Source organism: Niallia tiangongensis (assembly GCF_044704065.1).
Taxonomy (GTDB): Bacteria; Bacillota; Bacilli; order Bacillales; family Cytobacillaceae; genus Niallia; species Niallia tiangongensis.
The window spans coordinates 1,525,190-1,539,363 of the sequence record NZ_CP162613.1 but is presented as its reverse complement, the minus strand read 5'-3'; the positions used below and the strand labels follow the sequence as shown (position 1 = coordinate 1,539,363).

Here is a 14,174-nt window from a genome sequence, read left to right as displayed (position 1 = left end):
AAGGACTTCTTTAGCCTTGTCGATCTCTGCTTGAAAAAAATAAATCATGGCTAAATTTAAATGATGATTTACATTTATTACCACTACTCAAATAAATAAAACAAACCCTTCGTAAGTTTTTTGATAAAAGGTGATGACCAAACCCAGGAAAAGCGGCAATCCACCACCCAATGATATAAGGATTTCGCAGGTGAATTTGTGTCGTTCCGAGAACACTAACATGCGCCCTAAACCTTCTAGCTGTATTATCATTAGTAAAATTATCCATAATTAATTCACCTTATTTTCCTTCATATGAATACAAAGGAGTAATAACTTAGTGTTATTTTTAACTAAAATATGAAATTTCATCCACGGTTTACTTTATTATTACACATCAAACTAGTTAAATGAAGTTAAAACACCATTGGAATTTTATGCTAAAATTTACCTTAGTAACAAAAAGCACTTCAAAAAGGGGAGAACGAAATGTCTCAAGCACTAATATTTGATATGGATGGCACACTTTTTCAAACAGAAAAGATTTTAGAAATATCCCTTGATGATACTTTTAATCACCTACGCTCCCTTCAGCATTGGGAAGGAGCAACCCCAATTGATAAATATCGTGAAATTATGGGTGTTCCATTACCAATCGTTTGGGAAACATTATTGCCTAATCATTCCATCGAGTTAAGAGAACAAACAGATGCTTATTTTCTTCAACGATTGGTTACAAATATAAAGAATGGGAAAGGTGCTTTATATCCAAATGTAAAAGAAGTTTTCTCCTATCTGAAAGAAAATAACTTTTCTATTTACATAGCTAGCAATGGTTTAACAGAATATTTACAGGCTATTGTAGAATACTACCAATTGAATAATTGGCTAACAGAAACATGTAGTATTCAACTAATTGAATCACTGAATAAATCAGACCTTGTTCGTAGTATCATAGACAAGCACGGAATAACTAGTGCAGCTGTTGTCGGTGACCGTCTGTCTGATATTAGGGCTGCCAAAGAGAATGGTTTAGTTTCTATTGGTTGTAATTTTGATTTTGCTAAAGAAGATGAACTCAGCCAAGCAGCTATCGTTATTGATGATTTATTGGAGTTAAAATCGATTATACCGACATTATCTTCCTTTCAAGTTAATGAACTTCTACAAAATAAAATAGGATAATAATAATCCTATTGCAGAATCCTATAAAGCTATAGAAAACAACATATTGAGCAAGCCTTAGTTAACAAGGATTTTATTGGTGCCAATACTCTTTATAAGTATCCATCCCTTTCTAAGTTTAGAAAACAATCTTGCAACCGTTTATTGCGGAAATAAATTTCAAAGAGATTGGCTTGAAGAAAAAGATGCCCCTCTTATGATCGAATGTTTATAAAAAGTTTTACCAGCTGCTCCAGAATTTATTGTGACAATATAAGTTAAATTATTAGAAGATACTAATAGCTGCCATATATGGAATCTATAGCCAAAAAAATTCATCTATTCTATCAAATTATATCCCGTTTCAATTCTTAATAATTTCAGCAATACTCATAAAGCTGTTCGTGCGAATCCCCCACAAATCAACATTCCCAATAAATTCGTAATTTTGATGACTTAACAATGTTTCTAGGCTTTCTTTCCGTTCCTCATAGGGCAATTTGTATTCATCGATCAAATGCGCTTCTTCTCCTACTACTTCATAATAACTAAATAAAATGGAGTAACCCATCAATACTTTCTCCCCTTTTTCCATCGTACAATGTATTCACTCAAAAATTTATTTATTTCTATACAAAACATAGACTTTCTTATTTATGTTTCTTAGTATAACGTTGTAAAGTAAACTGAATATAAACTTCGGAATATTTATTTTCAGTTTATCTTTTGCTTTTAAAATAGGGATAAATTATACGTATGGAGGCATTTGATGTTTAAAATATTAGTAGTGGAAGATGATAAAAATACAAGAAAATTAATGTGTGCTGTATTAAAACAATATGGCTATCAAACCTATGATGCTCAGGATGGAATCGAAGCTCTTCGTGTCATGGAAAAAGAACACATTGATTTAGCAGTTCTTGATTTAATGATGCCGAAAATGGATGGCTATGAATTAACGCGACAGCTAAGACAATCATGGGAGACTCTTCCTATATTAATGGTTACTGCCAAACAAGAACCGGCAGATAAAAGGAAAGGGTTTCTTGTCGGGACAGATGATTATATGACTAAACCTGTGGATGAAGAAGAAATGGTGCTTCGTATTAAAGCCCTTTTACGCAGAGCTAAAATTGCTAATGAACACAAGCTTACAGTTGGCAAAACGGTACTTGATTATGATGCACTTACTGTATCTCGGGACGATTTCGTTATCACGTTGCCACCTAAAGAATTTTTCTTATTGTTCAAACTACTATCCTATCCGAATATGATTTTTACACGCATTCAGCTCATGGACGAAATTTGGGGCATGGAATCTGAAACAGATGACCGCACACTTAACGTTCATATAAACCGATTAAGAGACCGATTGCGAGATATTCCAGAATTTGAAATTATGACTGTTCGAGGACTAGGCTATAAGGCAGTGAAAAAAGGATGAGAGATTTCTTTACCAAACGATTAAGTCTTGCTATTACATTAGTTATGTTTGTATTTGGTGTAATTGTGGCAACGGTATTGGTAGCTGCCGTGATCACTTTTGCCTTACAGCATTTAGGAATTATCTCAAAGAATAGTCAGCTTCCGTTATTTCCGTTAATCGCTTTTTTAGGCTTCTGCATATTACTTGGAACTTCCCTAACAGCCTTTCTCAGTAAAAAAGCATTAAATCCAATTCGAACCGTAATCGATGCAACTCATAAAGTTGCTGATGGAGATTTTTCTGTGCAAGTAAACATAAAAGGGATAGGAGAATTAGAAGAATTATCTCAAAGCTTTAATAAAATGACACAAGAGCTTTCCGGAATTGAAACATTACGGAGTGACTTTGTAAATAATTTTTCACATGAATTCAAAACCCCTATTGTATCGTTACGCGGGTTTGCAAAGTTACTAAAAGAAAATAATTTAACAGAAGAAGAGCGACAAGAATACCTAGATATTATCATAACCGAGTCGGAGCGGTTAGCGGCACTTTCTACGAATGTACTGGCACTTTCAAAGTATGAAAATCTTGAGATTATTACCGATAAAACGCCATTTAGACTAGATGAGCAAATACGAAAAACAATTGTGTTAATGGAGCCAAAATGGTCTACGAAAGAAATGATCATTCATGTGGAATTGGATGAGGTGACTTATAGTGGGAATGAAGATTTAACCCAACAAATTTGGCTTAACCTTTTGGATAATGCTATTAAGTTTTCTAATATAGGTGGAACAATCCAATTAACCCTTACAAACGCGAAGGATGGAATTCGCTTTTCGATTCAAGATAATGGTCCTGGAATGGATAATCGCACTAAAGCACATCTTTTCGATAAATTCTATCAAGGGGATACCTCTCATTCCAAATCGGGAAATGGACTAGGACTAGCTCTTGTAAAAAGGATTGTGGAACTATGTCATGGAGAGATTTATGTAGAGAGTGAGAAAGATTGTGGTAGCATTTTTATCGTTCGAATATAAGTACTGAAGTTTCCAGCACAAAATACAGATCTTAACTTCTTTCCTTTTGCTTTTTCCATAGGGTAAGAGGGATGTATTAAATAATGATGAATGATGTAATTCTATTTAAAATCAAAACCACCAGTGTGAACTGGTGGTTTGCTCTGCGGCTAAAAGCCTCTCTTACCGGCCTCGGCCTTAAAGGCCCACTGAAAAGGTTTCCCTTCTGCACCACATTCACTCACCAATTCTAAAGAATTTCTTTATTTACTTCCGATTTTTCTCACCCGTGAACGGATCGAATTCTTCGAACAACGTTAGCTGATCAGCCATATAATCTTCTTTCAGCTGATTTCTTATATATTCTTGTATTTGTTTCTTATTTCTCCCCACGGTATCAACGTAGAAACCACGACACCAAAATTTCCGATTCCCATAGCGATATTTCAAATTCGCATGTCGATCAAATATCATCAGGCTACTTTTTCCTTTTAAGTAACCCATGAACTGCGATACACTTAATTTTGGTGGGATACTAACCAACATATGGATATGATCCGGACAGGCATTTGCTTCATGTATGATAACACCTTTTCTTTCACATAGCTCTCTTATGATTTGTCCAATACTCTTTTTGTATTTGCCATATATAATTTGCCTTCTGTATTTTGGGGCAAAGACTATGTGGTACTTACAATTCCATGTTGTATGTGCTAAACTGTTCATGTCCTTCATAAGGGCATACCTCCTTCTTGCGTGAGATAAAGTGGTCGGGAAACCAACTTTATCCTACCATGAAAGGAGGTTTTTTTGTTACCTCGCTATAAGCTCTCCGGAACCCCCGGCATAGCCAGGGGTTTTCGAAACCATCAAAAAGAAAACAGGTACCAATTGGTTTGATACCTGTTTTCTTCTCTCTTCTTATTATCCCCAAATCTCTTTGGCAACATCAACAATGTATTTCAATTTATTCCATTGTTCTTCTTCTGTTAGTATATTTCCATGATGAGTGGAAGCAAATCCACATTGTGGACTGATACAAATCTGCTCTAGGGAAACGTATTTAGAAGCTTCTTCTACACGTGCTTTGATAGCTTCTTTATCTTCTAATTCTCCCGTTTTTGAAGTGAATACACCTAAAACTACTTGCGCTCCACCATTTGGTACAAACTCAAGCGGTTTGAAACCACCGGAGCGCTCATCATCATACTCTAAGAAGAAACCATCTACTTTTTCCTTCGCAAAGAAGCTAGGCGCAATTTTGTCATATGGACCTTCAAATGCCCAAGTAGATTGATAGTTTCCACGGCATAGATGTGTTGTCACGATTAAATCCTCTGGTTTTCCTTCTAAAACACCATTGACTACACGTAAAGCTAAATCGATTAATTCTTGTCTTTCTAACTCACTTTTTGCAAATGGTAATTCTGGAGCACAAAGTCCAGCAATATATACATCGTCAAATTGTAAATAACGACACCCAGCCTCATAAAATGCTTGAACCGCTTCACGATAAGCTTGGATAATATCGTTTGCATAATCTTCAATCTCCGGATAGATTTCTTCATTACGGATTCCTGCATTGAAAAGTTGATTTGGACTTGGAATAGTCATTTTTGCAACGGCACGGTCTCCAACAATCTCATAGAATTCCTTAAAATCTTTAAGATGAGGATGATCAGGATTAAAAGATACTTTTCCTGTAACACGTACATCATATGCTTCAGTTTCAACCCCATTAAATTTATAACCATGGTCAGGTACATAACCTTCTACGCCATTTAAATGCTCCATAAAATCAGTATGCCAGAAGCGGCGGCGAAACTCACCATCCGTTACTGCTTGAAGACCAACTTCTATTTGTTTGTCGACAATTCGTTTGATTTCTTCTGTTTCTACTGCACGTAGCTCTTCTGCGGTAATAACTCCATCAGCAAACTTCTTTCTAGCATCATGAATCGATTGCGGACGAAGCAAACTGCCTACATGATCTGCTCTAAATGGTGCCTTAATAATCGTTTTTGTCATTTGAATCCTACCTCCGTAAATTTCTTCTCTCTTTTTTATTTTAGATTTTTCTAAAAAAACAAATAATTATTATGTATAGAAAAATCTCCTTTGTGGATCATACAAAACTAATTTCCACACCTTGCTTAGTTATAAATAAATGTAACATGAAAACAAGCATTCGGAAATACACAAAATTTTAATTCTTGTGATTATTTAAAACTTTTCTAGTAATTCTACACTATTTCTAAAGAGAATACTAGAAGAAACAAAAAATAGACGTAAGCTACTTTTTTGTAATAATAGCTTACGTCTATTTTTATTATTCATCTTACTTTTTAATATTCAAATCATGATGCAACGATTCGGAAGGAATAGGATTACTTGGATCTTGTCCTTTTGGAACCGGTTCTTTTACATAAACGAAGTCACCAGTACCATCTTGTGCACTTCCTGTTGCCCATAAGCCTTCAGAAGAAGCATCTCCTTCTGATAGATTCCAAAATTCATAAGCTTCTGGCTGCGATTCTTTTTCTGCTTCTGGTGGGAAGGTTGCTGGAACGACCACACCATTTTTCACTTCTAGTTCCTCTATTGCTGCCATCCATTGATACTGGTGGTAACGGTCACGTGCTAACATTTTTCTAAATGTTGCTTTAACTCCCTCATCTGTTGTCATATGGTACAATCTTGCCACCTGCAGACGACCTTGGCTTTCTGCATGAAGATTGGAACGCATATCTGCTAATAGATTCCCACTTGCTACAATATAAGAACCATTCCACGGTACCCCATTTGAATTAGTAGGCATGCCACCCAAACCACTTACAAGCAGATGCTGCGGATTAATTCCACCCATAATGGCGGCAACTGCTGGATCTTTTGCAGCTTCCGCTTGATCCTCAGGTGACGCTCCATCTAGAAGCTGACTTATGAGAGAACACAGCATTTCCACATGGCCAATCTCCTCTGTCCCGATATCCATTAGCATATCCTTATATTTTTCTTCTCCTCGACAGTTAAAACCTTGGAAAAGATATTGCATCATAACTGTCATTTCCCCGAATTGACCTCCAAGTACCTCTTGGATTTGACGTGCTAACATTGGATCTGGCTTGTCCACTTTCACTTCAAACTGTAATTCTTTTTGATGACGAAACATGACGATATCTCCTCCTTACGACTTTTCTTATTTACTGTTCCGTAAAGATGTACCCCAGATAGGAAAAAAATAAACAATGGAAGAAATCTTAAAATAGAGAAAGTGTCTAGAATTATGATCTAATAAAATTGTTAGCACACCTTTCTATCGCAACCCGTAATCATTTTTTCAAGTGGCCCTTTATTTCAGCTAGAATATGCATTTTCACATAATTTAAACGCTCACATTTAAAGAGGAAGAACCATGCTAATCTTCTTTAAAGTTTTTGCACTATTGTATATTGGAAAATAATATATCTTCAAAGGGGGAAAGTAGATGAGTAATTTGTTAAAATATTCCATCGATAGAATCTATTACTTGGACATGGATATATGCATTCTTCCCCGTCCTTGCTAAATTCAAATAAAAAAAGGCAAGGTTACAGAAAACCAGCACCCTATTCTTCCTTTGCAGTAGCCATTCTTTCAATCGCACTTGCACTATTTGCTCAAAAAAGAATGTAGCCTTTCTCGTATCCCTTGCATCTGCGTAGCAGCAAGTGCCAACGTACCAATTATCACCATTACAAGACGTTAGGAAATTTTAACACTACAAATGCTATAACAGGTGTAATAACTGGATTAATTTCGGCATTAGTATTGGTTGCAATTAGTCCTAGTATACTCAATCCAGAGCCTAGCGTCGCTTTTTTAACTGAAACTGCTATATTCCCTTTAACAAATCCGACCATTGTTTCAATTCCAGCTGGTTTCTTAGGAGCATTTATCGGAACACTTCCATCCAATCATCCAATATACTAGATGTGAAGAAATACGCAGAAGTGATTGTCAAAGCGAATATTGGGATGAAGTAAACGTATGGGACTGATTTTCTATAACTTGATTGTACAAGAAAGACAGTCCATTGCTTTCCCGGGAAATAAAATGACAAAAACCGCCAATAATCGATATTATCCTAAAGTTTTGCCCTACCACCCATAAAATGATAATCCCTCCTAATAGGAACCTTAACTTATCTTCCTTCCACTATTTCAACAAACTCCTCCTGTGTAGTTGAATACTTAATATATTTTCGAGGCAATAGATACCGTTCATCCTTTATCCCCTTTTCACTATAGAGTTCAGGTGTTGTTGTTAATCCCCAAAAGTAATACTTCTTTACCTCTTTTATGACTTTAGAATCGGTATTACCATATGGATAAGAAAGGACATTAACTACTTTACCTGTAATTTTCTCGATTTTTTCTTTTGAATCTTTGAGTTCATGATAAAAATCTGATGTTTTTGTTAAATCAGGATGTGTGGCAGTATGGGATTGAATAGAAAATAATCCCGAATCGGACAGACTCTTCAAATCTTTACTAGATAGACGATTCGTATTCCCAATAAAATCTGATATAACAAATATCGTTGCTGTAGGGACAAACTGATTATTCTTAACCCTTTGAAAAATATCATATACATTTACATTATTTTTATAGCCATCATCCAAAGTAATAAAAATCGGCTTTTTTACTTTATGAATATCCTGCCATCTTTCAAATGTTAACAAACTAAAACCATGGTCGCGCAAATACTTCATTTGTTTTTCAAAATTGTCAGGAGAAACATATAATTCCTTTGAACCTTGTCCGTGAAACTCATCAATGGAATGATAAACTAAGATTGGAACCTTTTGTTCAGCAAATACAGAGTAAGATGGGAAAAGTATAAATAGAAAGAAGAATATAATTGCTATTTTTTTCATATAGAATATGCTCCCTTTTCTTTTCTTATACTGAAATGAAGTTGCCTCAGAAATCTGAGGCAACTTCTTCTCAATAGGCGATTAATGCATATTATTATTCATATTCATTTGCTGTTGCATCGGCATACCTTGAGCAGGTGCAAATCCGTTTAATATTTGCTGCATATCTTGTGCAGCTAATTGTGGCACTTGATAATAATGATGCTTGTTTTGATATAAGGAGACTTCATAAGCCATTTCAAGACAGTTTGGTATAGACGCTGCAATGACACGACGTACTACCGGATTGGTTGTCTCTGCTGCTGCCATCGTTTTCATAGAAGCAGATGCCTTTAGTGCATTTAGCATTGCTGCTGCCACATGCTGATCACTCATTTCAGTGACATTTTGAATTGGTTTAGATGGTGGCATTTGCGTCATACCAAAGATGAAATCATTATTTTCTTTCATCATATATGGCTCTGTTCTTTTAGCTGGAGGTTGTCCAGATTGAAAACACTCCAATGTTAAATTGTATTCTTCTTGGATAAATTGGTATTGTCTGTTATGAATATCACGTAATTCAGGATCCTGAACATGTTCTGCTAACAGTTTATACAAATTCATCGTATTAATTGCTCCAGCTAATACTTCATGCACATCAAACATTTCATGACCACCATGATTCATCGCCTGTGGAACTTGCCCCGTTTGCATATTTTGATGTACTTGTTGTCCATTTTGCAACAAAATAATCTCCTCCTGTAAATATAATTCAACAACAGGATTAGTATGGTAAAAGCTGATTAAACTATGCGCTTAAAAAATGAAAATAATATGGCAATAATAATTACAAATGGATTCACCCTATCTTGTGAAAAGCTAGTGTTTTTTGATTCAGAAAAACATGGATTATTTTCTTATTTTAATCCATCCTAACAATAGGAGGTGTTATGATGCCAAGAGATCAAGCTCATGTTAATGTGGATCCTAATATGGATGGACCAAGAGAAGGAGTTATTGCAGATGCTGATGGAGACCAATTAGGAATAAGTAGAGACACTGGCGCAGAAACAACTGCCTTTCATGTTAAGCAATTAAAAAAAGACCCTGAATTGGCAAAATTTAATCAAACATTTAAACAATAAATTTACAGAAAAGTGGAGCTGACCGCTATGTTTGATAAATCTTAGGAATTGTTTGGAGGTAGAAATGAGTAGCAATTTCGATAAAATGGTCACAAAAGTAAAAGATTCGATTGCACATGCTACTGATTCAGTACGCAAAGGTTTCCTCACACTAACCGGTGAATCCTCTGTCTCCATGAATCAACTTGCAGAATTTATAAAAGAGCATAAGGAGACAAAAACAGAATGCAAATATTTATTGGGGAATTATTATTACTTCAGCCATTTGCAAGAAAATGGCATTCATTACTATTTAGAGACAAATGGCAATTATATTTTACAATTAGATGCTAGCACAAAGGATCAAATCCTTATTGCCTATCGTTCTTATAAGGACAAGCTGTCTTTAAATTCTCCCATTAAATTTCCCAAAGCTTTTTAAAAATAGCAAAATAAAAAACAGGATAGCACGAATTTATCTCGCTTCCTGTTTTTTAATTACCTTAGACTACTTTCCCACCCCAGCTCTGCATCCCATCAATCATATTTACTACACGAAAACCATTTTTCGATCATAATTGAGCGGCCTGAGTACTTCTTCCACCTGCTTGGCACACGATATAATATTCTATTTGCTTATCTAATTCATGCATTCGAAATTCAAGTAATCGTAAGGAGATATTCATTGCGCCAGGAATTTTCCCTGTAGCCACTTCAGCTGGTTCACGTACATCAATAATGGATACTTTCTCACCGCTTGATAATTTTCGATTTAGTTCATTAGATGTTATTTCCTTCATAGTATTATTCCTCCCAAAAATATTAAGACTTCCACCTCTTACTTACGAAATTTTGAGGAAGATATGTGGGTGTCCTAAAGGCCCGACTGGTTCCACTAACCATCCGCGGGGGATGAAGGAAATCCCTCATTGTTGGAAGCTTCACTTTATTTTAGAGCTTTTATCTTTTTATCATCTACTTTTTACTAACAGGTTAACAGCTTCTTTTATAACCTCGTCCATTCTTTCTCCGTTTTTTTCTGCTTCTACTACACAATCTACTAGGTTAGTGCTAACAATTACTCCCATTGTTCGATCTACTGCTGAACGAACCGCTGATAGCTGTGTTATTACTTCCTTACAATCCTTATTCTCCTCCATCATTTTCAGAATGCCTCTTAGTTGTCCTTCCATTCGTTTCACTCTATTTTTTAATTGATCATTATATTCCAAAGAAAATGCTCCTTCCATTCGACAAGTATTTTTAATCAACCATTATTAATCGTTTCATTATACTTGATTAAATTATACTATATCTAGTTTTATCTGTGGGAAATCACGTTTTACAAATCGAGAACTAACGCTCTTGTAACTATTTATTGCTTTTGATAAGTCGATATTAGGAACAGAGCGAAACAAAATAGGAATGTGGTCGCTATAATGGTTCCATTCTTCTACGGTAATTCCTTTTGGTTCTAACAATCGGACGAATCTTTTAGATAAGCTGAAATCTCATTATTCCGTGCTTTTTTACGATATTTTGTAACCAAAACCAAATGATAGTAGAGTGAGAATACTGAGTGGTTATTATTATCTAATTTTGTTGTCAAATTAATCCACTTCCCATCTATGACTGATTATATTATTTAACAACAAAAATAGGCCAATGATAGCTCATTAGATAGCAAAAAAATGATAGGAACCACACAAAATTGTTCAGCCTATTGGCTGACGGCCATTCATCTCCACCTGATTTGTTGGGCTTACGCCCGCAACACAAATCAGATGGAGTCTTCTGGATAAAAAAAGACAATGATCCCATTAGTAGGACCGGCAAATCGCCAAGGGAGAATTGCGGCAAATAATATAATGGGAAAAAGAGAAAAGTACGAAGGGACATTAGGTACTTCTATTGTTAAAATATTTGACCTAACAAATTGTCCAATACGGTGGATATTTACTTGATGTAAGAGAAAGTGTAGAGCGAGAATTTGGTTTTATTGAAGGATCACAGAATATTTCCTTAGGTAAAAGTAAAGAAAAAGATGTCTGACACTACAAAAGATAATTATCTAATGCACTACCTAACACCTTTTATGAACTAAATTATACAAGTCTTCTACGAATTCTACTACTAATAAAGTCAATGACAGAAACAACAACAATGATAATAATTAACATCATCCCAACTCGTTCCCAGCTACGCTGCATTGCAGCAATGATAAGAGGTGTACCAATTCCGCCTGCACCAACTACCCCAAGTACAGTAGATGAACGCACATCAATTTCATAGCGATAAATAGCATATGAAGCAAATTCAGGAATAATCTGCGGTATTACCCCATACCAAATCGTTTGCAGTCTTCCTGCACCATTAGCTTTAAATGATTCAAGCACACTCATATCGATTGATTCAATAACTTCTGAATACAATTTCCCAAGCATTCCAATGGAGTTAATCCCAATCGCAAGCACTCCAGCAAATGGTCCCATTCCAACCGCAGCGACAAAGATAATCGCAAACATTACCTCTGGAAATGCACGAATAGCATTTAAAATCCATTTTCCAATATAGGAAAACTTCGAAATATTGGAAGCAGCTAAGAATCCAAATGGAATCGCTAAAATTGCTCCAATAACTGCTCCTGCATATGCGATTGCTAATGTTTCAATCATATAGGCTATGTATTCAGGCACCTTCTCTAAAACAGCATCATCAAAGAACGGATTCCAAAATAGACGTTGCAGTAATGCACCTGGACTCAAAGTTGATCCTCTATATGTCAAATCTGTTGTAGTCAGGGCAATATAGTAAAGAAAAACAAGGATGACAGCAGAAATAGTTGTTCTAATCCAAAACATCCTGTCTTTTCTTGGCTTTTGTATGATAGTATTTTTAGTCATTATAATAAACGCTCCCTTACACGACTACTTACAAAGTCAATGATAGTGACCGCAATAAATGTCATAAGAATAATAGTTGACACATTTCCATAATTAAATAGACTTGTTTGCTGTTTTAATATAATCCCAATTCCACCAGCTCCAACAAACCCTAAAATAACAGAAGCACGCACATTTATTTCTAACACATATAATGCGTAAGAAGTGTACTGTGGCAAAATTTGTGGTATTACAGCATATCTAATTACTTGAATGGTGTTAGCACCAGTAGCTCGAATTGCTTCAAGCGGGTTTGGATCAATCGCTTCGATCGTTTCACTAACAAGCTTTGCAAGTATTCCTAGTGAAAAAATAAACAATGCTCCAATACCAGAAATAATACCAATTCCCATAAAAGCAACAAGAAGAACTGCTAAAATAAGCTCTGGTATCGTACGGATGATATTTAAAAGAAAACGCACAATTTGATAAAACACTTTATTCTTATTGATATTTGCAGCAGCAAGAAAACTTATCGGCAATGCAATAATAACCGAAAGTGTTGTACTCAATAACGCCATATTCCACGTTTCGATTAATGCTTTCAAAACGGTAGAAATATACTTTAAGTTAGGCGGAAAAAAATCATAAATAACAAAATCTATAACAACTGGCATTCCAGCAATAATCAGATTCGGATAAGCTTCCGTGTAAAATGCAGAAGCTATATATAAGCCTATTACAATAATAAGGATATAAGTTATTGTTACTTTCGTCTTTGAATGGAATACAGCAATATTCCCATTATCCACTAACTCTTTCTTCTTTTGCTTCGACATTATTTTTCAGCTCCTATAATGTCATCTTCTTTAATTGGACGACCATAGATCTCTTCAAATGTTTTTTCACTTACTTCACTAACAGGTCCATCAAATACTACTTCCCCTTCACGCATGCCAATGATACGGTCAGCATATTCCATTGCCATATCAATAAAGTGAAGGTTAATAATCGTTGTAATTCCGTCTTCTTTATTAATTTTCTTTAAATCTTTCATTACTGTATGAGAGGTCGGCGGGTCTAAACTTGCAACCGGCTCATCTGCTAAGATGACGTTTGGTTTTTGCGTAAGTGCTCTAGCGATACTAACACGCTGTTGTTGTCCACCACTAAGTTGATCTGCTCTTCGGTACGCTTTATCGTCAATCCCCACTCTTGCAAGACTACTCATTGCCAATGCCTTATCTTCCTTTGAAAATAACCCAAATAGGCTGTTAAATGTACCCGTTCTACCAAGACTTCCAGTTAACACATTGCGAAGCACTGACATTCTTTTTACTAGATTGTAGTTTTGGAAAATCATTCCAATATTTCTGCGTACTTCTTTTAATTGCCGTTCATTATACTTTAAAGTATCTTTCCCATTAATTATTAGTTCTCCTTCTGTAGGTTTCACTAATTGGTTAATACTTCTTATTAAAGTAGACTTTCCTGCACCTGATAATCCAACAACAACGATAAACTCTCCATCATTTATCGTTAAATTAACATTTTTTAGTCCTTGATGACCATTTGGGTAAGTTAAAGATACATTTTTAAATTCAATCATCTAAAGAATCTCCTCTGCATTTACTTACTTGTAAAAAAGGAGGTAAACTCCGCCTCCTTTTTTACATT

The 14,174-nt window shown here is 35.3% G+C and carries 16 protein-coding genes and 3 pseudogenes; 5 read left to right on the top strand and 14 right to left on the bottom strand.

Going from position 1 to position 14,174, the window contains the following annotated elements:
* Positions 1–10 precede the first annotated feature (10 nt).
* Positions 11–268, bottom strand: coding sequence for a hypothetical protein (locus AB3U99_RS07355; protein WP_400246652.1), 258 nt, complete (start codon positions 266–268; stop codon positions 11–13).
* Positions 269–453: 185 nt separating this feature from the next.
* On the opposite strand from AB3U99_RS07355, the pseudogene AB3U99_RS07350 reads away from it, so the two are divergent.
* Positions 454–1,164 (top strand): annotated as a pseudogene (locus AB3U99_RS07350) (HAD hydrolase-like protein); the annotation flags it as partial.
* Between the two features lie 343 nt (positions 1,165–1,507).
* Here the strand turns inward: AB3U99_RS07350 and AB3U99_RS07345 are convergent.
* Positions 1,508–1,714: a hypothetical protein gene (locus AB3U99_RS07345; RefSeq protein ID WP_400246651.1), complete on the bottom strand. Its 207-nt coding sequence runs from the start codon at positions 1,712–1,714 to the stop codon at positions 1,508–1,510.
* 198 nt (positions 1,715–1,912) lie between these two features.
* Between AB3U99_RS07345 and AB3U99_RS07340 the strand changes: the two genes are divergently transcribed.
* A complete protein-coding gene (locus tag AB3U99_RS07340) occupies positions 1,913–2,587 on the top strand; it encodes a response regulator transcription factor (RefSeq protein WP_400246650.1) in 675 nt (224 codons plus the stop codon).
* Positions 2,584–3,615 carry an ATP-binding protein gene (locus AB3U99_RS07335; protein ID WP_400246649.1) on the top strand — a complete coding sequence of 344 codons (1,032 nt, stop codon included), beginning with the start codon at positions 2,584–2,586 and terminating at the stop codon, positions 3,613–3,615. Before AB3U99_RS07340 ends, AB3U99_RS07335 begins: the two co-directional genes overlap by 4 nt.
* Positions 3,616–3,861: 246 nt before the next feature.
* On the opposite strand, the gene tnpA (AB3U99_RS07330) is transcribed toward AB3U99_RS07335, so the two are convergent.
* The 6 genes from tnpA (AB3U99_RS07330) to AB3U99_RS07305 form a co-directional block, all read right to left on the bottom strand.
* Positions 3,862–4,329: an IS200/IS605 family transposase gene (gene tnpA / locus AB3U99_RS07330; protein ID WP_100525941.1), complete on the bottom strand. Its 468-nt coding sequence runs from the start codon at positions 4,327–4,329 to the stop codon at positions 3,862–3,864.
* A gap of 189 nt (positions 4,330–4,518) precedes the next feature.
* Positions 4,519–5,622, bottom strand: a complete 1,104-nt coding sequence (locus AB3U99_RS07325; protein ID WP_400246648.1) for a 5-methyltetrahydropteroyltriglutamate--homocysteine S-methyltransferase — start codon at positions 5,620–5,622, stop codon at positions 4,519–4,521.
* Between the two features lie 310 nt (positions 5,623–5,932).
* A complete protein-coding gene (locus AB3U99_RS07320; RefSeq protein WP_400246647.1) occupies positions 5,933–6,763 on the bottom strand; it encodes a manganese catalase family protein in 831 nt (276 codons plus the stop codon).
* Positions 6,764–7,325: 562 nt separating this feature from the next.
* Complete coding sequence (locus tag AB3U99_RS07315; protein WP_400246646.1) at positions 7,326–7,547, bottom strand: hypothetical protein; 222 nt, start codon at positions 7,545–7,547, stop codon at positions 7,326–7,328.
* A 227-nt stretch (positions 7,548–7,774) separates the two neighbouring features.
* Entirely contained in the window at positions 7,775–8,509 is a 735-nt protein-coding gene (locus AB3U99_RS07310; RefSeq protein WP_400246645.1) for a polysaccharide deacetylase family protein, read from the bottom strand.
* Positions 8,510–8,590: 81 nt separating this feature from the next.
* Complete coding sequence (locus AB3U99_RS07305; RefSeq protein ID WP_400247980.1) at positions 8,591–9,205, bottom strand: spore coat protein; 615 nt, start codon at positions 9,203–9,205, stop codon at positions 8,591–8,593.
* Positions 9,206–9,444: 239 nt separating this feature from the next.
* Here AB3U99_RS07305 and AB3U99_RS07300 point away from each other — a divergent pair, with 239 nt between their 5' ends.
* Positions 9,445–9,636 (top strand): hypothetical protein, encoded by a 192-nt coding sequence (locus AB3U99_RS07300; protein WP_400246644.1) that lies wholly within the window; start codon positions 9,445–9,447, stop codon positions 9,634–9,636.
* A 64-nt stretch (positions 9,637–9,700) separates the two neighbouring features.
* Positions 9,701–10,057: a hypothetical protein gene (locus tag AB3U99_RS07295; protein WP_400246643.1), complete on the top strand. Its 357-nt coding sequence runs from the start codon at positions 9,701–9,703 to the stop codon at positions 10,055–10,057.
* Positions 10,058–10,118: 61 nt separating this feature from the next.
* Here the strand turns inward: AB3U99_RS07295 and AB3U99_RS07290 are convergent.
* The 6 genes and pseudogenes from AB3U99_RS07290 to phnC form a co-directional block, all read right to left on the bottom strand.
* Positions 10,119–10,415 (bottom strand): annotated as a pseudogene (locus AB3U99_RS07290) (rhodanese-like domain-containing protein).
* Positions 10,416–10,586: 171 nt separating this feature from the next.
* Positions 10,587–10,847: a metal-sensitive transcriptional regulator gene (locus AB3U99_RS07285; protein ID WP_312097676.1), complete on the bottom strand. Its 261-nt coding sequence runs from the start codon at positions 10,845–10,847 to the stop codon at positions 10,587–10,589.
* An 87-nt stretch (positions 10,848–10,934) separates the two neighbouring features.
* Positions 10,935–11,224, bottom strand: a pseudogene (gene tnpA / locus AB3U99_RS07280) (IS200/IS605 family transposase); the annotation flags it as partial.
* 496 nt (positions 11,225–11,720) lie between these two features.
* Complete coding sequence (gene phnE / locus AB3U99_RS07275) at positions 11,721–12,518, bottom strand: phosphonate ABC transporter, permease protein PhnE (RefSeq protein ID WP_400246642.1); 798 nt, start codon at positions 12,516–12,518, stop codon at positions 11,721–11,723.
* Positions 12,518–13,336 carry a phosphonate ABC transporter, permease protein PhnE gene (gene phnE / locus AB3U99_RS07270; protein ID WP_400246641.1) on the bottom strand — a complete coding sequence of 273 codons (819 nt, stop codon included), beginning with the start codon at positions 13,334–13,336 and terminating at the stop codon, positions 12,518–12,520. Before phnE (AB3U99_RS07270) ends, phnE (AB3U99_RS07275) begins: the two co-directional genes overlap by 1 nt.
* A complete protein-coding gene (gene phnC, locus AB3U99_RS07265) occupies positions 13,336–14,106 on the bottom strand; it encodes a phosphonate ABC transporter ATP-binding protein (protein ID WP_400246640.1) in 771 nt (256 codons plus the stop codon). The genes phnE (AB3U99_RS07270) and phnC overlap by 1 nt, the downstream gene beginning before the upstream one ends.
* Positions 14,107–14,174 lie beyond the last annotated feature (68 nt).